28 protein-coding genes and 1 pseudogene are annotated in these 19,187 nt (G+C 39.9%); 1 reads left to right on the top strand and 28 read right to left on the bottom strand.

Annotated features, from left to right (window positions below; translation table 11 throughout):
* Nucleotides 1-154: 154 nt before the first annotated feature.
* The 8 genes from CPRO_RS02835 to CPRO_RS02800 all read right to left on the bottom strand — a co-directional run bounded on the left by CPRO_RS02835 (nucleotide 155) and on the right by CPRO_RS02800 (nucleotide 7,821).
* Nucleotides 155-1,126 (bottom strand): dipeptidase, encoded by a 972-nt coding sequence (locus tag CPRO_RS02835; protein WP_066047662.1) that lies wholly within the window; start codon nucleotides 1,124-1,126, stop codon nucleotides 155-157.
* 39 nt (nucleotides 1,127-1,165) lie between these two features.
* Nucleotides 1,166-2,383, bottom strand: coding sequence for a DUF819 family protein (locus CPRO_RS02830; RefSeq protein ID WP_066047660.1), 1,218 nt, complete (start codon nucleotides 2,381-2,383; stop codon nucleotides 1,166-1,168).
* A 907-nt stretch (nucleotides 2,384-3,290) separates the two neighbouring features.
* Entirely contained in the window at nucleotides 3,291-3,683 is a 393-nt protein-coding gene (rpsI, locus tag CPRO_RS02825; RefSeq protein WP_066047658.1) for a 30S ribosomal protein S9, read from the bottom strand.
* 18 nt (nucleotides 3,684-3,701) lie between these two features.
* Nucleotides 3,702-4,139, bottom strand: coding sequence for a 50S ribosomal protein L13 (rplM, locus tag CPRO_RS02820; RefSeq protein WP_066047656.1), 438 nt, complete (start codon nucleotides 4,137-4,139; stop codon nucleotides 3,702-3,704).
* 178 nt (nucleotides 4,140-4,317) lie between these two features.
* Nucleotides 4,318-5,094, bottom strand: coding sequence for a tRNA pseudouridine(38-40) synthase TruA (gene truA, locus CPRO_RS02815; RefSeq protein WP_066047654.1), 777 nt, complete (start codon nucleotides 5,092-5,094; stop codon nucleotides 4,318-4,320).
* Between the two features lie 206 nt (nucleotides 5,095-5,300).
* Entirely contained in the window at nucleotides 5,301-6,125 is an 825-nt protein-coding gene (locus CPRO_RS02810) for an energy-coupling factor transporter transmembrane component T family protein (RefSeq protein ID WP_066047652.1), read from the bottom strand.
* The gene (locus CPRO_RS02805; protein WP_066047650.1) at nucleotides 6,122-6,979 is read right to left on the bottom strand and encodes an energy-coupling factor transporter ATPase; all 858 of its coding nucleotides are present in this window, start codon (nucleotides 6,977-6,979) and stop codon (nucleotides 6,122-6,124) included. Before CPRO_RS02805 ends, CPRO_RS02810 begins: the two co-directional genes overlap by 4 nt.
* Complete coding sequence (locus CPRO_RS02800) at nucleotides 6,955-7,821, bottom strand: energy-coupling factor transporter ATPase (protein WP_066047647.1); 867 nt, start codon at nucleotides 7,819-7,821, stop codon at nucleotides 6,955-6,957. The genes CPRO_RS02805 and CPRO_RS02800 overlap by 25 nt, the downstream gene beginning before the upstream one ends.
* A gap of 363 nt (nucleotides 7,822-8,184) precedes the next feature.
* On the opposite strand from CPRO_RS02800, the gene CPRO_RS02795 reads away from it, so the two are divergent.
* Nucleotides 8,185-8,364, top strand: a complete 180-nt coding sequence (locus CPRO_RS02795) for a hypothetical protein (RefSeq protein ID WP_066047645.1) — start codon at nucleotides 8,185-8,187, stop codon at nucleotides 8,362-8,364.
* Between the two features lie 151 nt (nucleotides 8,365-8,515).
* On the opposite strand, the gene CPRO_RS02790 is transcribed toward CPRO_RS02795, so the two are convergent.
* The 20 genes and pseudogenes from CPRO_RS02790 to rplE form a co-directional block, all read right to left on the bottom strand.
* Nucleotides 8,516-8,896 carry a hypothetical protein gene (locus CPRO_RS02790; protein WP_066047643.1) on the bottom strand — a complete coding sequence of 127 codons (381 nt, stop codon included), beginning with the start codon at nucleotides 8,894-8,896 and terminating at the stop codon, nucleotides 8,516-8,518.
* A gap of 188 nt (nucleotides 8,897-9,084) precedes the next feature.
* The gene (locus CPRO_RS02785; RefSeq protein ID WP_066047640.1) at nucleotides 9,085-9,627 is read right to left on the bottom strand and encodes a bL17 family ribosomal protein; all 543 of its coding nucleotides are present in this window, start codon (nucleotides 9,625-9,627) and stop codon (nucleotides 9,085-9,087) included.
* A gap of 106 nt (nucleotides 9,628-9,733) precedes the next feature.
* Nucleotides 9,734-10,693 (bottom strand): DNA-directed RNA polymerase subunit alpha, encoded by a 960-nt coding sequence (locus CPRO_RS02780; RefSeq protein WP_066047638.1) that lies wholly within the window; start codon nucleotides 10,691-10,693, stop codon nucleotides 9,734-9,736.
* Nucleotides 10,694-10,783: 90 nt separating this feature from the next.
* Nucleotides 10,784-11,385 (bottom strand): annotated as a pseudogene (rpsD, locus tag CPRO_RS16105) (30S ribosomal protein S4).
* Nucleotides 11,386-11,405: 20 nt separating this feature from the next.
* Nucleotides 11,406-11,807, bottom strand: a complete 402-nt coding sequence (gene rpsK, locus CPRO_RS02770; protein ID WP_066047634.1) for a 30S ribosomal protein S11 — start codon at nucleotides 11,805-11,807, stop codon at nucleotides 11,406-11,408.
* 24 nt (nucleotides 11,808-11,831) lie between these two features.
* Nucleotides 11,832-12,200 (bottom strand): 30S ribosomal protein S13, encoded by a 369-nt coding sequence (gene rpsM, locus CPRO_RS02765; protein WP_066047632.1) that lies wholly within the window; start codon nucleotides 12,198-12,200, stop codon nucleotides 11,832-11,834.
* 215 nt (nucleotides 12,201-12,415) lie between these two features.
* Nucleotides 12,416-12,529, bottom strand: coding sequence for a 50S ribosomal protein L36 (gene rpmJ, locus CPRO_RS02760; RefSeq protein WP_004034721.1), 114 nt, complete (start codon nucleotides 12,527-12,529; stop codon nucleotides 12,416-12,418).
* 16 nt (nucleotides 12,530-12,545) lie between these two features.
* Complete coding sequence (gene infA, locus CPRO_RS02755; protein WP_066047631.1) at nucleotides 12,546-12,764, bottom strand: translation initiation factor IF-1; 219 nt, start codon at nucleotides 12,762-12,764, stop codon at nucleotides 12,546-12,548.
* A 13-nt stretch (nucleotides 12,765-12,777) separates the two neighbouring features.
* Entirely contained in the window at nucleotides 12,778-13,062 is a 285-nt protein-coding gene (locus CPRO_RS02750) for a KOW domain-containing RNA-binding protein (RefSeq protein WP_082754199.1), read from the bottom strand.
* Between the two features lie 19 nt (nucleotides 13,063-13,081).
* Nucleotides 13,082-13,831, bottom strand: a complete 750-nt coding sequence (gene map / locus CPRO_RS02745; protein ID WP_066047629.1) for a type I methionyl aminopeptidase — start codon at nucleotides 13,829-13,831, stop codon at nucleotides 13,082-13,084.
* Nucleotide 13,832: 1 nt separating this feature from the next.
* Nucleotides 13,833-14,471 (bottom strand): adenylate kinase, encoded by a 639-nt coding sequence (locus CPRO_RS02740; RefSeq protein WP_236782376.1) that lies wholly within the window; start codon nucleotides 14,469-14,471, stop codon nucleotides 13,833-13,835.
* Nucleotides 14,472-14,557: 86 nt separating this feature from the next.
* On the bottom strand, nucleotides 14,558-15,823 hold the full coding sequence (gene secY, locus CPRO_RS02735; protein WP_066047626.1) for a preprotein translocase subunit SecY: 1,266 nt from the start codon (nucleotides 15,821-15,823) through the stop codon (nucleotides 14,558-14,560).
* Nucleotides 15,823-16,263 (bottom strand): 50S ribosomal protein L15, encoded by a 441-nt coding sequence (gene rplO, locus CPRO_RS02730; protein WP_066047625.1) that lies wholly within the window; start codon nucleotides 16,261-16,263, stop codon nucleotides 15,823-15,825. The genes secY and rplO overlap by 1 nt, the downstream gene beginning before the upstream one ends.
* A gap of 17 nt (nucleotides 16,264-16,280) precedes the next feature.
* Nucleotides 16,281-16,460 carry a 50S ribosomal protein L30 gene (gene rpmD / locus CPRO_RS02725; RefSeq protein WP_066047623.1) on the bottom strand — a complete coding sequence of 60 codons (180 nt, stop codon included), beginning with the start codon at nucleotides 16,458-16,460 and terminating at the stop codon, nucleotides 16,281-16,283.
* A 13-nt stretch (nucleotides 16,461-16,473) separates the two neighbouring features.
* Complete coding sequence (rpsE, locus tag CPRO_RS02720; protein WP_066047622.1) at nucleotides 16,474-16,977, bottom strand: 30S ribosomal protein S5; 504 nt, start codon at nucleotides 16,975-16,977, stop codon at nucleotides 16,474-16,476.
* An 18-nt stretch (nucleotides 16,978-16,995) separates the two neighbouring features.
* A complete protein-coding gene (gene rplR / locus CPRO_RS02715; RefSeq protein WP_066047620.1) occupies nucleotides 16,996-17,364 on the bottom strand; it encodes a 50S ribosomal protein L18 in 369 nt (122 codons plus the stop codon).
* 67 nt (nucleotides 17,365-17,431) lie between these two features.
* Nucleotides 17,432-17,974: a 50S ribosomal protein L6 gene (gene rplF / locus CPRO_RS02710; RefSeq protein WP_066047618.1), complete on the bottom strand. Its 543-nt coding sequence runs from the start codon at nucleotides 17,972-17,974 to the stop codon at nucleotides 17,432-17,434.
* Nucleotides 17,975-18,005: 31 nt separating this feature from the next.
* Nucleotides 18,006-18,407, bottom strand: coding sequence for a 30S ribosomal protein S8 (gene rpsH, locus CPRO_RS02705; protein WP_066047617.1), 402 nt, complete (start codon nucleotides 18,405-18,407; stop codon nucleotides 18,006-18,008).
* A gap of 19 nt (nucleotides 18,408-18,426) precedes the next feature.
* A complete protein-coding gene (locus CPRO_RS02700) occupies nucleotides 18,427-18,612 on the bottom strand; it encodes a type Z 30S ribosomal protein S14 (protein WP_066047615.1) in 186 nt (61 codons plus the stop codon).
* A 14-nt stretch (nucleotides 18,613-18,626) separates the two neighbouring features.
* Nucleotides 18,627-19,166: a 50S ribosomal protein L5 gene (gene rplE, locus CPRO_RS02695; protein ID WP_066047611.1), complete on the bottom strand. Its 540-nt coding sequence runs from the start codon at nucleotides 19,164-19,166 to the stop codon at nucleotides 18,627-18,629.
* Nucleotides 19,167-19,187: the final 21 nt, after the last annotated feature.

Raw genomic sequence — 19,187 nt, 5'->3', positions numbered from 1 at the left:
AAAAAACATGAAAATAGACATATCGCTTATGAACGACATGTCTTTTTCCATGTTCAAGTTCTAAATTTCCATCTCAAGTTCTTTTACGCCATAAAATCTCTTTTTTTATCAGAGTTATTTTACAACCTTTTTTCATCTGTATTATAATGCTTTCTTATCCTAAAACCTTTTGTATTAAGTTGAACCAGTTTCTATATGAAATCATCTCCAACTCTTTTTCTGTAAAACCCGCCGCCTTCATTTTTAAAAGCAAATCGGGAATCCTAGCGCAATCCTCTAAGCCTACAGTATAGGAAGTTTCCTGATCGCTATAGCTTTTCATTGACTCTGATGAAAGAAATTCAAAGAAATCAAAGCCAAAACCAAGGTGCTCCACACCAATTTTATCCGCTATGTAGGATGCATGCTTCACTAAATTATCTACATTTTGCTCGTTCAAATTTTGACTTACAAAAAGATTGAAGGAATTTAACCCAACCAAACCTTTTGTATCTCGTATTGCCAAAAGTTGTTCGTCAGACAGATTCCTTGCGGCAGGCGCCAGTGCCTTTGCATTGGAATGGGATGCCAAAATGGGGCCTTCCGCAATATGCACTACATCCCAAAAGGAACGCTCATTTAGATGAGAAACATCCATAATCATATGTTTTTCCTGTAACATGCGAACTGCTTTTTTCCCCAGTTCAGTAACTCCTCTGGAGGGATCACCTTGAACCCCTGTGGCCAATAGATTTTGCTCGTTCCATGTCAACATGGCATGACGCACACCAAAATCATAAAGCATATGGATTTGATCCAAGTCTTCCCCAATTCCGGAAAGACCTTCCATTCCCAGTAAGATGAAGAACTTTCCTGCCTTTTGCGCCGCTTCGATTTCAGCCATATTATGAACCAAAACCGCAACTTCACACTCTGCCATTTCATCCTTTGTTGCCTTTAATATCTGCTCCAGCCTTCTCGACGGTTCTTTGTCAAAAGGTGGATCAATCCAGATGACGAAGCAACCTCCTTCAACTCCGCCCTTACGCAGTCTTGTTAAATGGTGATTTTTTATAACCTGCGTTTCGCCTAGCAGGCGTTTGATGGTGACATCACTAAAGATGTCAGAATGTCCGTCAAATATCATATTACTCCTCTTTTCGTCTCTTCAAAAAATCTCTTATGCTTATGCGCCTAACAACTGACCAATAATTGTTCCAAAATATGTGCCAATTACATACCCCAATGTACCAACCAGCATGATAGGTCCTACTAATTTAACCCAACCTTTGGAAATTGCCATGGCTGCTGCCGTTGTGGGGCCGCCAATGTTTGCATTGGATGCAAGGATAATATCCTCCAAATTGAACTTAAACAACTTACCAAAGATAAAGCAGAACAGCATATTACCAACAACCATGATTAAGCAGAATACAAACAACATAGGAGCATTGATAAGAATCTGCTTAATGGATGCAGGAACACCGATTACAAATAAGAACAAATAAATTAAGTATGTACCGATTTCCTGAGCACCTGCTGTCTTCGCCACATGCTTAGAGCCAAAGGTAGCAACTGCCATTGCAACTGTTGTCATAATCAAATACTTATTACTCAATATTGCATTTAACACAATTAGTCCTTCATTACTTTTGGGGATAACATTGCCTAAAATCTTCGCAATAGAAAATGAAACCCAAACAATAATAGCACTGATTGCAAAATCAACGGCAATGTCTCTTAAAGAGATAGGTTTTCTTTCCCAGTAAGCAGCCGCCTGTGTCTTTGCAGCTTCATCAACACCAACACTTTCCACCTCATCTAAGTGGGGATGTTTAAAAGCCTTACGGAAGAGTCCAATACTTGGAATTGCAATTAGTACGAAGAAATAGCAAGCCATTAATAGGTTATCTGCCACTGTTGTTGCTGCAACTGTCTCGCCGGGAATTTCAAAGGAGCCAGCCAACGTAGCAAAGTTAACACCGCCACCAATGTAAGAGCCCGTCATCATCGCAGCAACACCTGCTGCATCAGGAACATAGTTCTTCAGTAAACCGAACGCCAAAACAGCTGAACAAGTAGTGCCAATCGAACCAATCAGGAAAATAATCAGCAGCTTTCCCGACTCCTTCCAAATCTTACGAATATCACACTGCAGCAGCAACAGCGGTATCGCAAGTGGAACCACATAGCCCCAAATAATATCATCAAACCAAGGTGCATTTGTGGGGATAATGTTCAGATTCGTTAATAGCAATGCCCCAATCAGTGCAATAATTGCACCGGAAAGTTTGGAGGCCCAAGCCCATGTCTGTTCTGCGTAAATGGAAAACGCAACCCAGCCACAAGTGATAGCCATAAGTGCCCACGTATTGTCAGCACTAATTAAAGTTGTACCCGTCATAATATCTCCTCCTTCAAAAAAATAAATGAGTAAAATTCCAATGCCCATATTTCGTTGCTGCAACACAGAAATCAAGGCCAGATTCATGATGAATCGTTCAATATTTTGAATTAATTCAACATATTGAATCTTTGTTCAAAATATACCACCCTTTTCAGTGCCTGTCAATAACAAAAATAGCAAAATATCACTACCTCCATTATATTTTTTTACATTGAAGTTCATGCTAATACAAAAAATTGCATTATTTATATTCGTTTTGTCTGCAAAAATTGTCGAAAATTTCTAAATAATTATTATTATTTATAACTTTAACAAAAAAATGACTTTTCTTCATTTTTCATTACAACTATTGAAAAAAACATTTGATTCTTTCTGTAAGACAATTCAATTATTAAGCATTCAATCTTAGTTTATCACTGAGGATATTATAAGATTTTAACTTGAATTTTAATAACCTATGAGTATTAACTTTCGGAAATAAAAAATAATAGTAAAAGTAAACGACATAGAAAACTTAAGCAAATATCAGAAATCCGAAAAAAATTTTTACATATAAGCGGTTGTTATGTGAAAACAGTAAAGGTAGGCTTAAAAATCATCGTGATTCTTTGTGTCATTTGCGTATCATATGTATGTCATTCATAATTTTTCACAAAGGATAATAATCTAGCTGATTCTTCTGTTACTATAAAGTGCTACCAGTAAACTTATTAAAAAAATTTATTAAAAACCTTATAGAAATTCTCAAACGTTACTCTTAAACAGTTTTCAAACTTATAAATTTCTTAGAAGTTCTTGCAAAAAACTGCAGATAAGGTTTGATAAGCTAAAAGAAAACAATAAAATAAACCCCGAAAACTTGGTGTTCTCGGGGTTTTGATGTTTCAAATAAATTTTGAAATAATTATCTCTTGCTAAACTGAGGCGCACGTCTCGCTGCCTTGAGACCATATTTCTTTCTTTCTTTCATTCTAGGGTCACGAGTTAAGAAGCCAGCTTTTTTCAAAGCGGGTCTGAAATCGCCATCTGCCTGAAGTAATGCTCTGGAGATACCATGTCTGATTGCACCTGCCTGACCTGTAAATCCACCACCATTTACATTAACCAAAACATCAAACTTTACTGTTGTTTCTGTCAATTCCAAAGGCTGACGAACAATCAGCTTCAATGTTTCAAGACCGAAATATTCGTTGATATCTCTTTTATTTATTGTTATTTTACCGTTGCCGGGTACCAAATATACTCTAGCTACGGAAGATTTTCTTCTGCCTGTACCGTAATATCTAGCTGCTGCCATTATGCTTTCCTCCTCCTATTAAAATTTAATTTCCAATTTTTCGGGTTTCTGTGCTGCATGGGGATGTTCTGCACCTGCATATACATGCAATTTTCCAAACATCTTTCTTCCCAGAGCATTTTTAGGAAGCATACCTTTTACAGCATGTTCAATAACTCTTTCAGGGTGTGTATCCAGCATCTTATCCAGTCTAGTTGTTTTCAAACCACCTGTGTAACCGGAGTGATGATGATATACCTTCTGCTCCAATTTTTTGCCTGTTACAGCAACCTTCTCAGCATTGATAACGACAACATAGTCACCCATATCAACATTTGGTGCATACTGTGGTTTATTTTTGCCTCTTAAAATGTTTGCGATCTCTGTAGAAATACGACCTAAAGTCATATCAGCAGCATCAATTACATACCACTTTTTTACTACATCAGATTCCTTCGCAATGTAAGTTGTTCTCATGGTTTCTACCTCCCTATTCATATTTTGTTTGATCCGTTGACTTTGCCGTTTTGCGGGAACAAAACGGTCAATCTCCATTATGTGGTTTCACATAACTTGTTGGATCCCACCTTGAGAAACATATATTTAAAGCCAAAAGGCTCTAAAGTCAAAATACAGCTTTTTAATTATAGTACATTCAACCTTCGCTGTCAACAGCTTTTCCATGCAAATCATAATAAATTTCCTGCAAAGTCAAACCTTGTGGCTCTGCCGTTATCCCAGCCTTTTCCCGGTTCCCACTTAGTATGATTTGTAAAATCTCATCAGGGGAGACTTTATCCTGCCCAACAGCGATTAAAGTTCCCGCCATAATTCGCACCATATTATACAAAAATCCGTCACCAGTCACATAAATTGAAATTACGTTACCTTCACTTTTTACATAACAATCAAAAATGCTTCTAACCGTAGATGAAACAGTACTTCCAGCTGCACAAAACGCAGCAAAATCGTAGGTACCAATAAAGTTGCTAGCCGCTTTATTCATTTTTTCCAAATCCAGGGGACTATATACAAATGTTGTATAGAGCCGTTCCTTAGGATTTCGCATGGGGCCATTCCAAATACGATATTCGTAGGTTTTTTTGATACAATCATACCTTGGATGAAAATCTGCAGGAACCTCTTCCGCCTTTACCACCACAATATCCGAAGGAAGCAGAGAGCGAACGGCAAGGGGAATTTTTTCAACAGGTATGTTTGTTTCTACATCTATTGTTGCCCTTTGACCCAACGCATGCACCCCTCTGTCCGTTCTGCTTGCGCCGATGCAGATTAAATTGGGGGAACGAAACAGAGCTCTTAGCGCCTTCTCCAATTCACCTTCAACAGTTTTTACTTCCGGTGACAATTGTTTTTGCCATCCGCTATAGTTGGTTCCATCGTAGGCAATGGTCAATAGTATACGCTTCACAAAATGCCTCCTGACATATAGAAAGGGAGATGCAAAACCTCCCCCTAACTATCGTATTATAAGGTTTTACATCTATTTTCGCAAATTCTTTCTAACCTTCCATTTAACCAGTAACCAAAAATTTTTACCTAATAAAGAAATTAAACACTGATTCACTCATTAAATTATTTAAAGTCGGAAGTGTTATTCTAAATACCGCAAAAAGACTAAATCAAAAATCCAAATGTATTTGTTGCATATCTTATGCCAAGAATCGCCACAAGATAAAGTATCCCCATGGCAAATGCACTGTAGTCTCTTTTTTGTATTTGCATACGGTTCATACGGGTTCTATTTTCGTCTCCATGATAACACCTTGCCTCCATGGCCATTGCCAACTCTTCTGCACGACGAAACGCGGATATAAACAGAGGAACTAGAATAGGAATCAAGCTTTTGGCTTTTTGCATCAAGTTTCCTGAATCAAAATCCGCACCTCTGGCCTGTTGAGCTTTCATAATTTTATCTGTCTCATCCAGCAAGGTTGGAATAAAGCGAAGCGCAATTGTCATCATCATTGCAATTTCATGGGCAGGCACCCCAATTTTTTTAAATGGACGAAGCATAAATTCAATGCCATCCGTCAATTGAATGGGGGTAGTGGTCAAAGTCAGCACAGATGACCCTACAATTAAAAGAACCAAACGAATGCACATTTTAGCAGCCAGCACAATTCCTTCCATGGTCAAACTTAAAAAGCCCCATTGCCAAAGTACATGTTCTCCCTTCGTCATGAAAAGATTAATAAAAGCTGTAAATAAAATAATAATAATGATACCTTTAATTCCCTTAAGCATAAACTTTATAGGTACCTTGGATACCTGAATCACCGTTGCTAAAACCAATATTACAAACAAATATCCTGCAAAACTATTAATCATAAACAGCGTTATAATATACAAAAAAGTCAAGGTAAGTTTTACTCTGGCATCTAGGCGATGGATAGGGGAATCCACTGGATAAAACTGCCCTATGGTAATATCCCGAATCATACCCTCACCTGCCTTACCAAATTCATCAACACTTTTTTTGCTTCCTCCACCGTAAAAATATCCAACGGTACATCAAAACCTTTATCTTTCAGTGCCTGAAAAACATAGCTTACCTGAGGTGCTGCCAGCCCCATGGCCTCCAGCTCCTGCACATGGCAAAAAACCTCTTTGGGAGTGCCTTCCATGGCAGCTTTTCCTTCGTGCATTACGATAATTCGATCAACCAATTTCGCAACATCCTCCATGCTATGGCTCACCAAAATAACTGTTATTCCTCGCTCTTCATGAAGATGCTTGATTGCTTGTAGTATTTCGTCCCGACCCTTGGGGTCTAAACCTGCTGTAGGCTCGTCCAATATTAATACCTCAGGATTCATGGCTAAAACACCAGCAATAGCTACACGACGTTTCTGCCCTCCAGATAGCTCAAAGGGAGATTTTTCGTATAGCTCAGGGGCAATACCCACAGTTTCCAATGCCGAAACCACATTGGAATGAATCTCTTCTTTAGATAATTGCATATTGGTAGGGCCAAAAGCAACATCCTTATAGACCGTCATTTCGAAAAGCTGATATTCTGGGTATTGAAATGCCAAACCAATACGCCTACGCACCTCTTTTAATTTTGCTTTATCCCTATGAATATTTTCCCCATCTAACAAAATTTCACCCTTGCTTGGAGTGATAATGCCATTCAAATGTTGTATTAAGGTTGATTTGCCCGAGCCTGTATGTCCGATAAGACCAACAAATTCTCCTTTTTTAATTTCCAGGGAAACATTATCCAACGCTTTTTTCTCAAAAGCAGTTTCAGGATTATAAATATATGTTAAGTGGTTAATTTTAATTGACATAGTGCACCTACCATTTCCTCGACTGTTAAAATATCTGCGGGTATGTCAACGCCTTCTTTGCGTAAAAGATGGGCAACCTCCGTTACTTGCGGTACATCCAAGCCATACTGCTGTAACCGCTCAACCTGAGAAAAAATCTCCTTGGGCTTCCCTTCCATCACTACCTCGCCATCATCAATCACATAAACACGATCCCCTCGGACTGCTTCGTCCATATAGTGGGTAATCAGAATAATGGTAATGCCTTCGTCTTTATTTAAGCGTTCAATGGTCTCCAATACCTCTTTGCGTCCCACAGGGTCCAGCATGGCTGTAGGTTCATCTAAAACAATGCAATCAGGCATCATAGCAAGCACACCTGCAATGGCAATACGCTGTTTCTGACCGCCGGATAGCTTTGATGGTGTATGCTTTGCGTACTTCTCCATATGAACCGTAGCCAAAGCTTCATCCACACGGCGGCGAATTTCTTCCGGGGCAATGCCCATATTCTCAGGGCCAAAGGCTATATCCTCTTCTACAACCGTTGCTACAAGTTGGTTGTCTGGATTTTGGAAAACCATACCTGCGGATTGACGAATATCCCATATCAATTCTCCATTTTTGGTATCCATACCTTTCACCCATAACGTACCTGCTGTGGGTTCCAGCAATGCATTAATGTGCTTTGCAAAGGTAGATTTTCCAGAGCCATTATGACCCAGAACAACAACAAATTCCCCTTTTTCTATCTCTAAATCAACTGCTTTCAAAGCAGAAACTTTTTCTTCCTCAGTGCCGTGGTCTGTTTCAAGTATTTTGGTATATTCATACGTCAAACCTTCGGCCTTCACCATTTTCATAATTTCACCTTTTCTATAAAGATTTTCATCCTCTTAAGTCTATGACAACTAATGTTCACAGCTATGAATAGGATACGTTTTTTCCACAAAAAAGTCAAGAAAAACAGGGCTTTGCTATACTAAAAGTACAGTTTGTTCCCTTAATAAAATCTTCAATTTTTCGTAAACACATCGTAATTCTGCCTTAAGTGTATCTACTGCTTTCTGTGTTATTCTTAGACCATAGAAATCAAGAGCTGTAATCTGTTGGTAACATAGGAGAAAGGTGACTGTAACAACATCGTAAACCCACTGTAACCTACGTAAGCCCCCTTTATGCTACAATAATAAAAACAAAGTTTCTTTTTGAAAGGAGAGACATTTATGAAAAAACAATTATTGAAACTTGCAGGTGCATCCATCTTAGCTTTTTCCCTATCCTTCGTGACATTTATGTCTCTGACAGTAGCAATTCAACACAATCAAGAAAAGAAAGAGGCGGCTACAATTCACGCAGAGCAGACCTATAATAATACTACTACTTTAACATCGATTCTTCACTAATGTAAATCCCTTTCTTATTATAAAAAGTCACGCACAAATCTTTGTGTGTGACTTTTTCAATGAGAATTCAATATTTCTCGTTTTTAAAGATACTACCTTCATAAACAAACCTTTTTTTAACCTTCTATAGGGCACTTAGAATGATTTCAAGTTATTCAGCCAGTTTTTTCACTGTTTCCGTAATCAAAGGAATTTCATATATTTTCTTAAAGCTCAATTCAGTTTCTCCATCTAAAAATCGAAAAGAACGTTCTTTACTGGTAATGCTTTGGGGCGTAATTTTCTTTCCTGACAACGCATAGGTGTCTTTTGCAGATTCTTTAAAAACGCCTTTATAATGAAAAATAGTCTGATTGTAATAATAAAAGTTCCCATCTTTATATACAGTAATATAACACTGGGGATCTGTTTGACAAGCATAAGTACCGATAAATTGGTTGGTCAATCCTATCCCTTTAGGTGGCTCTTGATGCCAAATAAAAATAAGGAAACCTATTACTGCAATTGTAATAAGATATTTTCTTTTCTTCATAATCAACCTCCATAAAGGTATGCCCAATATACAGTTAATCATGCTTCTCTCTGCCTAGCATGAAACTCCAATGGTTCTTTATTTAGCATAATAAACATTATATATCATATGTCATATTTTCACAAATAATAGACAGAGAACCATGCAAAAAGCGGCTCCCCAAATGGAGAACCGCTTTCATTTATCTATTAAACCAATTCAATGAATACTTCCATCGCGCCGTCGCCTTTTCTTGCGCCCAGCTTAACGATTCTTGTATAACCACCGTTACGGTCAACATACTTAGGAGCGATTTCATCAAACAATTTCGCTGCCATGTCAACTTCTTTACTCATTGTTCTAACTTTCTTGCCATCAGCAGGAACTTCAGTTACAGGGTAAAGATAAGCTAACAGTTGACGTCTTGCTGCAAGTCTGGAAGGCTTATCCTTCTTTACTGTTTTCTTTTCTTCATTGTAAACAGTTACTTTCTTGCCATTTACAACTTCTTTAACACGCTTGCCGCTTGCGTCTTTTTTTGCAACTTTCGCTGTTACTTCAACTTCATCAAAGTTGTCTTTTTCTTTCACAGCAATTGTGATGAGCTTTTCAGCAATTCTTCTTACTTCCTTCGCTCTTGTTTCTGTTGTTTTAATTTTGCCGTGGTACAGCAAATTTGTTACTTGGTTTCTTAACAAAGCCTTTCTCTGGGGTGTTGTTTTACCAAGTTTTCTATAACCGGATGCATGCATGGTTTGTATCCTCCTAGTTGATCCCCGTAAGATAGTGCCCGCCACCACTGCTCCTCGGGCTTATGTGGTGGCGTAATCCTACGGTAATAATAGTAACGGGCAGAACTTATTCGTCGCTGGGTCTTAATGCCAAGCCAAGCTCTGCCATTTTGTTTAAAACTTCTTCCAAGGACTTGCGTCCCAAATTTCTAACCTTCATCATTTCTTCTTCTGTCTTATTTGCAAGGTCTTCCACTGTGTTGATGCCCGCTCTCTTCAAGCAGTTGTAAGAACGAACAGAAAGATCCAGCTCTTCAATACTCATTTCAAGAACCTTTTCTTTCTTACCTTCTTCTTTCTCAACCATAATAGAAGCATCCTTTGCGTTATCAGAAAGATCAATAAACAGGTTCAGATGCTCATTTAAAATTTTTGCACCGTAGCTGACTGCATCATCGGGTGCAATAGTACCGTTGGTCCATACTTCCAATGACAATTTATCATAGTCGGTAATTTGGCCAACACGAGTATTTTCCACAAGGAAATTTACTCTGGTAACGGGGGTGAAAATACTGTCAACAGGGAGCATGCCAATTGGTTGGTCATCTTTTTTGTTTTTGTCCGCACCAATATAACCGCGTCCTTTGTTGATGGTAATCTCCATATAAAGCTTGCTGCCAGCGCCGCCGGAAAGTGTTGCAATGTGATGATCGGGATTCAAAACCTCAACATCACTGTCTGTTTTAATATCAGAACCTTTTACTTCCCCCTCACCCTCAACGTCAATATAGGCAATTTTGGGTTCGTTTCCTTCGCTGGTGTTTTTAATTGCAAGTCCCTTTAAGTTCAGGATGATTTCTGTTACATCTTCCTTTACCCCGGGAATTACGCTAAATTCATGAAGCACGCCATCAATTTTTACATTGCTGACAGCTGCCCCAGGAAGAGAAGATAATAATATTCTTCTCAGGGAATTTCCTAATGTTGTGCCATAGCCTCTTTCCAAAGGCTCTACCACGAACTTACCATAAGTTCCGTCCGGTGCCATCTCAGCAATCTCAATACGAGGTTTCTCAAATTCAAACACTCATTCAAACCTCCCTTTTTTATATTAAGGTGCTGCGGGACATTTTGCCCCACAGCTTTTTGATTGACTTTTTTGCACAACCGTTTCAGATTATTTGGAGTACAGCTCGACAATAAATGTTTCTTCAACAGGAATGTCAATCTGTGCTCTTGTAGGTTTTGCTACAACTGTGCCGCTTAACGCATCATGGTTAGCGGTCAGCCATTCAGGAACGATTTTGCCATCAGTAGAAGCCAAAACGTCTTTGTATCTCTGAATGGATTTATATTTTTCTTTTACTTCAATTGTGTCGCCAACCTTTACCTGATAGGAAGGGATATCAACAGGCTTACCGTTTACGGTTACATGTTTATGACGAACAATCTGTCTTGCTTCTTTTCTTGTTCTGCCGTAGCCAAGACGGAACATTACGTTATCCAGTCTCATTTCAAGAAGCATAAGCAGGTTTTCACCGGGAATACCTTCTTTTTTGCAATTTTTTCAGCCTGAGCATAGTAGCCTCTGAACTGTTTTTCTAAAACGCCGTAGATGAATTTAGCTTTCTGCTTTTCTCTCATCTGAAGGCCGTATTCGCTCATTTTTCTGTTTGCTTTTAAGTTTTGCTTTTTGGATTTTTTATCAATACCAAGGTAGATGGGATCCAAGTTCAAGGATCTACATCTCTTCAGTACGGGTACTCTATCTCTTGCCATTTATCTACACCTCCTGATGATTATACTCTTCTGCGCTTAGGTGGTCTACAGCCGTTGTGAGGAACGGGTGTTACGTCTCTAATCATTGTAACATCCAAACCTGCAGCCTGCAATGCACGGATTGCAGCTTCACGACCTGAACCGGGGCCCTTTACAAAAACTTCAATCGTCTTCAGACCGTAGTCAGAAGCAGCCTTTGCAGCTGTATCTGCAGCCATCTGTGCTGCATAAGGTGTGGATTTTTTGGATCCTCTAAAGCCCAGCTGACCAGCACTTGCCCAAGAAAGCGCATTGCCAATAGCATCAGTGATTGTAACGATTGTATTATTAAAAGTAGACTGAATGTGAGCCTGGCCACGTTCTACTTTTCTTTTATCACGGCGTCTGCGAGTTGTTGTCTTTTTCACAGTTTTCTTAGCCATTATTCAAACCTCCTTTGAAATCAATTATTTCTTCTTATTCGCAACGGTCTTTCTAGGACCTTTTCTTGTTCTTGCGTTTGTCTTTGTTTTCTGTCCTCTTACAGGCAAGCCTTTTCTGTGGCGGATGCCTCTGTAACAGCCGATTTCAATCAGACGTTTGATGTTCAGAGCGATTTCTCTTCTCAAGTCACCCTCAACCTTTTGGGATTTATCAATGACTTCACGAATTTTAGCCACTTCATCATCAGTTAAGTCTCTTACTCTAGTATTAAGATCTACACCAGCTTCGTTCAAAATACGAACTGCACTAGGGTGACCGATGCCATAAACATAAGTCAGACCAACTTCAACGCGCTTTTCTCTTGGTAAGTCTACACCAGCAATACGTGCCATGTATATCTTGCACCTCCTATAATTTTCACTCAGTTATTTCATCTTCAAAAATTTTCGCATAAATAATTTGTACCCATTGGGCATTACAAACAGAGCGAACAGCCGTCAGCCTGTACGCTGCCTCTGCTATTAACTGTATGCTCCTCCCGGTACATTGACGGATTTATCAAACGACTCTAAAAGGTATTCCCTTCGGATAAGTCATAAAATATATATCAGCCTTGTTTCTGTTTATGCTTTGGATTTTCACAAATGACCATTACACGACCTTTTCTTTTAATAATTCTGCATTTTTCACACATAGGTTTTACAGATGGTCTTACCTTCATTGTGATCGCTCCTTCCTTATTTCGCTCTCCAAATAATTCTGCCCTTAGACAGATCGTAGGGAGACATTTCAACTAATACTTTGTCGCCCGGCAAAATACGGATGAAGTTCATACGCAATTTCCCGGAAATGTGTGCCAGGATCTGATGGCCGTTTTCCAGCTCTACCTGAAACATGGCATTGGGTAATTTCTCCAGTATGGTTCCTTCTACTTCAATTACGTCATCTTTTGACAAGCCAAGAACCTCCTTAACAGTCTGCTGCTTTTACTTGATACATTTTTATAGCCTTACGAATATCCGCATCCAGAATGTAAGCATTCTGCATTATTTTTTCGGCCATAACTGCGTCCACAAAATTGGTAGGCTGTACATGAATCATTTTCTTGCGCTTGGGCTTCTCAAGCCTACGCGTTTTTCCGTTGGCCAAATATAAATACCTGCCTTCAACGGAAAGAACCATCATTGCCTCACCCTTATCGTGTCCGTCTTTAGAAAAAACGATTTGCCCAATTTGATATTCCAACGCAATCACCTCTATTCTTCCTTATCTATTAGGGTAACGTGAGAATTTCGGGGGTACCGTCAGTAATCAATATGGTATTTTCATAATGCGCTGCATATTTCCCATCTTTGGTAACAGTAGTCCAACCGTCTTTCAACAGGCGAACATTGTAGTCACCTACATTTACCATAGGTTCAATGGCAAGGGTCATACCCTTTTTCAACTGAGCTCCTTTGGATAATGTTCTGAAGTTGGGAATCTCCGGCGCCTCATGCAGTTCCTTGCCTATACCATGGCCAACATAAGCACGAACAACTGAAAATCCATTTTCTTCTACGTATTTCTGGATAGCCGAACCTATATCATTGAGATGATTGCCTTCTTTTGCAAATTTTATGCCTTCAAAGAAGCTTTGTTTGGTCACTTCAATTAATTTTTTTGCTTCAGCTGAAATTTCACCTACCGCATAAGTTCTGGCCATATCTCCATGATAGCCTTCTAAGATACATCCCATGTCAACGCTAAGGATATCACCTTCTTTTAAAATACGCTTTCCGGGTATCCCGTGCACAACCTCCTCATTTACTGAGGTGCAAAGTGTTGCGGGAAATCCGCCATAGCCTTTAAAGGAAGGAATACCGCCTTGACTGCGAATATAATTCTCTGCCAGCTGATCAAGATATGCCGTTGTTACACCAGGTGTAATAGCCTTCGCAATGAGTTCTTCTGTTTTTGCCAGAAGCTGCCCAGCTCTACGCATTTTCGCAATTTGATTTTCTGTTTTGATCGTGATTGCCATGTTATCTCTCCAGACCTTTTATGATTGCCTTGGTGATTTCGTCAATGGGCATGGTACCGTCCACTTCGATTAATATGTTTTCTTTTTCATAAAATGCAACCAAAGGCTCACTTTGTTCGTGGAATGTTTTAATTCTTGCAAGTCCTGCTTCTGTTGTATCGTCTTTACGCTGGGTCAGTGCTTCACCGCACACATCGCAAACACCGGCTACCTTTGCAGGCAAGAATAATTTATTAAAAGTTGCACCGCACTTGGGACAAGTTTCTCTTGCAGTTAATCTAGCGAGCATAATCTCGTCGGGCGCATTAATATAAACAACTTTATCCAGAGCTACCATTTCTTCAAGCTTTTCGGCTTGAATGACAGTACGAGGGAAACCATCCAAAATAAAACCGTTTTTGCAGTCATCCTTCTGAATTCTCTCTTTTACAATAGCAATGATTAATTCGTCAGAAACTAAGCCGCCAGACGCCATAATGCTTTTCGCCTGAATACCCAGCTCTGTACCCTTTGCAACTTCTTCTCTTAGCATGTCACCCGTTGAAATATGAGCGATACCATAATGCTTTACCAAACGTGCAGCCTGTGTACCTTTACCTGCAGCGGGTGCACCAATGAGAACCAATTTCATAACAATCATTACCTCTTTTCTTTAGATAGCCCTTCTCTTTTTGAACTCCCCATTCAACCCCGGGAAATGCCTAAGCATTTCCCAGCAGGTCGAGATTATTCACTCAAAAAACCTTTATAATGGCGCATGAGTAACTGGCTTTCCAAAGACTTTACAATATCCAGCGCAACACCAACCACGATGATTAATGTTGTACCGCCAAAGCCTACGTTAATCTTAAATATCCATTGAAGCACAACAGGTACCATAGCCAAAATTGAGTAGCAAATGGCGCCAACCAAAGTAATTCTGTTTACAACCTTTGTGATATATGTGCTTGTAGGTTGACCTGGTCTGATACCAGGGATAAATCCACCATTCTTCTTCATATTCATTGCGATTTCATTGGGGTTGATCACAATAGAAGTATAGAAATAGGTGAAGAATAAAATAAGCGCAATATACAGACACGCACCAATGGGATGTGTCATATTAAGAATTTCTGTAATCTTTGTAAATGTCGCACCTTTATTGGGAATAAAGTTGCCGATTTGCTGTGGGAACTGCAACAGGGAAATCGCAAAGATAATTGAAATAACACCTGCAGTATTTACCTTAATAGGCATTGTTGTGCTGCTTCCACCCATTTGCTTGTGTCCTGCCATTTTGGAAGAATACTGCACAGGCAGTCTTCTTTCACCTGTATTTACACATACAATAAATGCCAATACAACCAGCAAAATGATTAAAATCGCTGCAACTTTTGCAACACCGGCTACGCCGGAACCAGAAATTGTATAATACATACTTGCAATACCTTGAGGCAAGTTAGAAACGATATTGATAAAAATAATCATGGAAGAACCGTTTCCAATGCCCTTTGCAGTTATCTGCTCAGCCAGCCACATTACGAATGCAGAACCGGTAACCAAACAAATTACAGAAGCTGCATAAATCAGCGTGTTGTTGGTCAGGAACATATTCTGATAAGTATATGTGAGACCTGCACCCTGGATCAGCGCCAACACAACTGTCAGATATCTGCTGTAAGACTGTAACTTTTTACGCCCTTCCGGGCCTTCTTTTGAAAGCTGTTCAAACTTCGGAATAGCAATCGTCAGCAATTGCATAATGATCGATGCATTAATATATGGGCCGATACCCATTGCAAAAAGGGACCAACTTGAGTTTGCGCCACCGGCGATTACACTATACAGTGTACCAACACCAGTCGCTCCCCTCGCTGCGATTACACTTGCCGCGTCAATACCGGGTAAAGCGATTAATGTACCTAATCTAACGATTGCAAAAATCATCAGAGTGTACAATATTTTGTTTCGAATTTCTTTCGTTCTCCAGGAATTAACGAAAATCTTAAACATTAAATCACCTCTGCTTTTCCGCCGGCTGCTTCAATCTTTTCAAGCGCAGTTTTGCTAAACTGATTTACTTTGATTGTAAGTTTTCTTTCAAGCTCACCCTCTCCGAGAATCTTAACGCCGTCTCTGGGATTGCTAACTAAGCCAACAGCTTTTAAAGCATCGATATCTACTACTGCATCGTTTTCAAAAACGTTTAACATGCTAACGTTAATGGAAATGATTTCTTTACTATTTCTGCATGTGAAGCCTCTTTTGGGAAGTCTTCTGTATAAAGGCATCTGACCGCCTTCAAAACCGCACTTACCGCCGGCACCGGAACGCTGACCCTGGCCTTTATGGCCTCTGCCTGCTGTTTTACCGTTACCTGTTGCATGACCTCTGCCGCGTCTCCATGCACTTTCCTTGGAGCCTTCTGCAGGTCTCAAATCGCATAAGTTCATTTTTGCACCTCCTCAAATCAAATTTCTTCAACTTTTACAAGGTGGCTTATCTGATGGATCATTCCTCTGATAGCCGCATTGTCCTGCTGAATGACACTGCTGTTTGTCTTTTTCAGTCCCAAAGCCTGCACTGTTTTTTTATGTTTCGGAACTGCTCCGATTGTAGATTTCACTAATGTGATTTTAATTTCAGCCACTGTCAATTCCTCCTTAACCTAAGAGTTCTTCTACAGTAATGCCACGAAGCTTTGCAACTGCTTCAGGTGTTGTCGCTCTGGACAAACCTTCAATTGTTGCACTTACAACGTTGCGCTTATTGTTGGAACCCAAGGATTTTGTTCTGATGTTACGTACGCCTGCCAATTCCAGTACCGCACGAGCGGGACCACCAGCGATAACGCCAGTACCTTCAGCAGCTGGCATCAATAATACGCTAGCGCTGCCGAATACACCCTGCACATCATGATAGATGCTGTCAACATCGTTTCTTTCTACTTTGATGATGTTTTTGATTGCATCCTCTTTGCCTTTACGGATGGCATCGGGAATTTCAGCCGCTTTGCCCATGCCGCAACCAATGTGGCCATTGCCATCACCAACTACAACCAGAGCTGCGAATCTGAATGTACGACCACCCTTAACAACCTTTGTTACACGGTTGATAGTTACTACTTTATCTTTCAGATCTAAAGTGCTTGGATCGATTCTCTTCAACTTGCTTTCCTCCTTGCCTTAGAAATTTAATCCGGCTTCTCTTGCTGCATCCGCCAAAGCTTTCACTTTACCATGGTAAATGAAACCGCCTCTGTCGAAAACAACCTCTGTAATGCCTTTTTCAACTGCTCTTTTTGCCAGAACTTCACCAACAACAGCTGCTGCAGCAACAGTGGAAGTAAATTCAACTTTGCTTGCAATTTCAGATTCCATTGTGGAAGCTGCAACCAATGTGTGATGTGTAACATCATCGATGATCTGTGCATACATATGCTTATTGGATCTGAACACTGCCAATCTAGGTCTTTGTGCAGTTCCATTCACATGATTGCGGATTCTATAGTGTCTTTTCACACGAGCCGCCGCACGAGATGGCTTTCTAATCATAGTATTTCACTCCGTTTCTAAAAATTAGTCATTTTCCGATATAAATACTCAAGCCGTCAGGCGTTGATTATTTCTTACCGGTCTTACCAACTTTACGTCTAATCTTCTCGTCAGCGTATTTAATACCTTTGCCTTTGTAAGGTTCAGGGGGACGTTTTGTTCTGATTTCAGCTGCAAACTGTCCAACTTTTTCTTTATCAATACCCTTAACAGTAATTTTGTTTGTACCTTCAAGGATTGTTTCAATACCTGCGGGATCTTCCATCTCAACGGGATGAGAATAACCCAAAGTAAGTGTCAACTTCTTGCCGGACTTAGCTGCTCTGTAACCAACACCGTTGATTTCCAAAACCTTTGCATAGCCCTGTGTTACACCAACAACCATATTGAAAATCAATGTTCTTGTTAAACCGTGTAAAGCTTTGTGCTTTTTCAGATCACTAGGTCTTGTAACTACGATCTGACCTTCTTCCATTGCGATATGCATGTCAGCGGATAATTTTCTTTCCAGAGTACCCATGGGGCCCTTCACTGTAAGCAGATTACCTTCGCCGATTTTAACATCAACGCCTGCAGGCACTGCAACAGGGAGTTTACCGATTCTTGACATGGTCTGCACCTCCTATTTTCTTTAACAATTATTACCAGATAAAAGCAATAACTTCGCCGCCTACGCCAACTTTTCTTGCTTCTTTATCTGTCATCAAGCCACGGCTTGTGGAAATGATTGCAATACCCAATCCACCCAAAACCTTAGGCAATTCCTCTTTGTTTGCAAAAACTCTAAGACCTGGTTTGGAAATTCTCTTCAAACCTGTGATTACTTTTTCGTTTTTGTCTGCGCCATATTTCAAGCTAACACGAATTGTGGATTTTACACCATCCTCAATTACTTCATAGCCCTTTACATAACCTTCTGTTGTCAAAATGTCAGCAATTGCTTTCTTCATTTTGGAAGAAGGAACATCTACTGTATCGTGTTTTGCTGTGTTACCGTTTCTGATTCTTGTCAGCATATCTGCGATAGGGTCGCTCATTGACATTATGAATTCCTCCTTTCTTTTACCAGCTTGCTTTCTTTACGCCGGGAATCTGGCCCTTGTACGCCAATTCACGGAAGCAAATACGGCAAATTCCATATTTTCTAAGCACAGAGTGGGGTCTGCCACATACTCTGCAACGTGTGTAAGCTCTAGTGGAGAACTTAGGAGTTCTCTGCTGCTTCACGATCATAGATCTTTTAGCCATTTTTGTCCCTCCCTTTATTTTGCGAATGGCATACCAAATAATTTAAGCAACTCTCTTGCTTCTTCATCTGTCTTTGCTGTAGTAACAAAAACGATGTCCATACCTCTGATTTTGTCTACTTTATCATATTCGATTTCAGGGAAAATCAGCTGTTCTTTGACACCCATTGTATAGTTACCTCTGCCGTCAAAGCTATTTGCCTTCACACCACGGAAGTCACGTACACGAGGAAGGGCAATGTTGATCAATCTGTCAGCGAACTCATACATTCTGCCGCCTCTCAGTGTAGTCTTACAGCCAATATTCATACCTTCACGAAGCTTAAAAGCTGCGATGGATTTTTTCGCCTTTGTTACTACAGGCTTTTGTCCAGTAATGATAGTCATATCTTTTACTGCACCATCTAAAATTTTCGCATTTTCCTTTGCTTCGCCAACTCCCATGTTGATGATGATTTTTTCAAGCTTGGGCACTGCCATCTTGTTTGTATATGAAAATTTCTTAATCATTTCAGGTACTACTTCTGCTTCATAAAAATCTCTTAATCTGCTCATTGTTTACCTCCTTTCCAAGGA

It is taken from the genome of Anaerotignum propionicum DSM 1682 (genome assembly GCF_001561955.1).
GTDB lineage: Bacteria > Bacillota > Clostridia > Lachnospirales > Anaerotignaceae > Chakrabartyella > Chakrabartyella propionicum.
This window is presented reverse-complemented; position numbering and strand designations above follow the sequence as displayed.

Coding starts and splice junctions, on each gene's coding strand:
- rplE (WP_066047611.1), bottom strand. CDS start 19,166: ATGAGCAGATTAAGAGATTTTTATGAAGCAGAAGTAGTACCTGAAATG.
- CPRO_RS02835 (WP_066047662.1), bottom strand. CDS start 1,126: ATGATATTTGACGGACATTCTGACATCTTTAGTGATGTCACCATCAAA.
- rpmJ (WP_004034721.1), bottom strand. CDS start 12,529: ATGAAGGTAAGACCATCTGTAAAACCTATGTGTGAAAAATGCAGAATT.
- rpsK (WP_066047634.1), bottom strand. CDS start 11,807: ATGGCTAAGAAAACTGTGAAAAAGACAACAACTCGCAGACGCCGTGAT.
- rpsH (WP_066047617.1), bottom strand. CDS start 18,407: ATGTCAATGAGCGACCCTATCGCAGATATGCTGACAAGAATCAGAAAC.
- CPRO_RS02740 (WP_236782376.1), bottom strand. CDS start 14,471: ATGATTGTTATGAAATTGGTTCTCATTGGTGCACCCGCTGCAGGTAAA.
- rplF (WP_066047618.1), bottom strand. CDS start 17,974: ATGTCAAGAATCGGTAAACTCCCTGTTGCAGTGCCTGCAGGCGTTGAT.
- map (WP_066047629.1), bottom strand. CDS start 13,831: ATGGCAATCACGATCAAAACAGAAAATCAAATTGCGAAAATGCGTAGA.
- CPRO_RS02800 (WP_066047647.1), bottom strand. CDS start 7,821: ATGAAAATGGTGAAGGCCGAAGGTTTGACGTATGAATATACCAAAATA.
- rplM (WP_066047656.1), bottom strand. CDS start 4,139: ATGAGAACAACTTACATTGCGAAGGAATCTGATGTAGTAAAAAAGTGG.
- rplO (WP_066047625.1), bottom strand. CDS start 16,263: ATGAACTTATGCGATTTGAGACCTGCAGAAGGCTCCAAGGAAAGTGCA.
- secY (WP_066047626.1), bottom strand. CDS start 15,823: ATGTTTAAGATTTTCGTTAATTCCTGGAGAACGAAAGAAATTCGAAAC.
- CPRO_RS02795 (WP_066047645.1), top strand. CDS start 8,185: ATGAAAAAACAATTATTGAAACTTGCAGGTGCATCCATCTTAGCTTTT.
- CPRO_RS02700 (WP_066047615.1), bottom strand. CDS start 18,612: ATGGCTAAAAGATCTATGATCGTGAAGCAGCAGAGAACTCCTAAGTTC.
- CPRO_RS02790 (WP_066047643.1), bottom strand. CDS start 8,896: ATGAAGAAAAGAAAATATCTTATTACAATTGCAGTAATAGGTTTCCTT.
- rpsI (WP_066047658.1), bottom strand. CDS start 3,683: ATGGCAGCAGCTAGATATTACGGTACAGGCAGAAGAAAATCTTCCGTA.
- rplR (WP_066047620.1), bottom strand. CDS start 17,364: ATGATTAGAAAGCCATCTCGTGCGGCGGCTCGTGTGAAAAGACACTAT.
- CPRO_RS02830 (WP_066047660.1), bottom strand. CDS start 2,383: ATGACGGGTACAACTTTAATTAGTGCTGACAATACGTGGGCACTTATG.
- CPRO_RS02805 (WP_066047650.1), bottom strand. CDS start 6,979: ATGTCAATTAAAATTAACCACTTAACATATATTTATAATCCTGAAACT.
- CPRO_RS02785 (WP_066047640.1), bottom strand. CDS start 9,627: ATGCATGCATCCGGTTATAGAAAACTTGGTAAAACAACACCCCAGAGA.
- rpsM (WP_066047632.1), bottom strand. CDS start 12,200: ATGGCACGTATTGCTGGTGTAGACTTACCAAGAGAAAAGCGCGTTGAA.
- CPRO_RS02810 (WP_066047652.1), bottom strand. CDS start 6,125: ATGATTCGGGATATTACCATAGGGCAGTTTTATCCAGTGGATTCCCCT.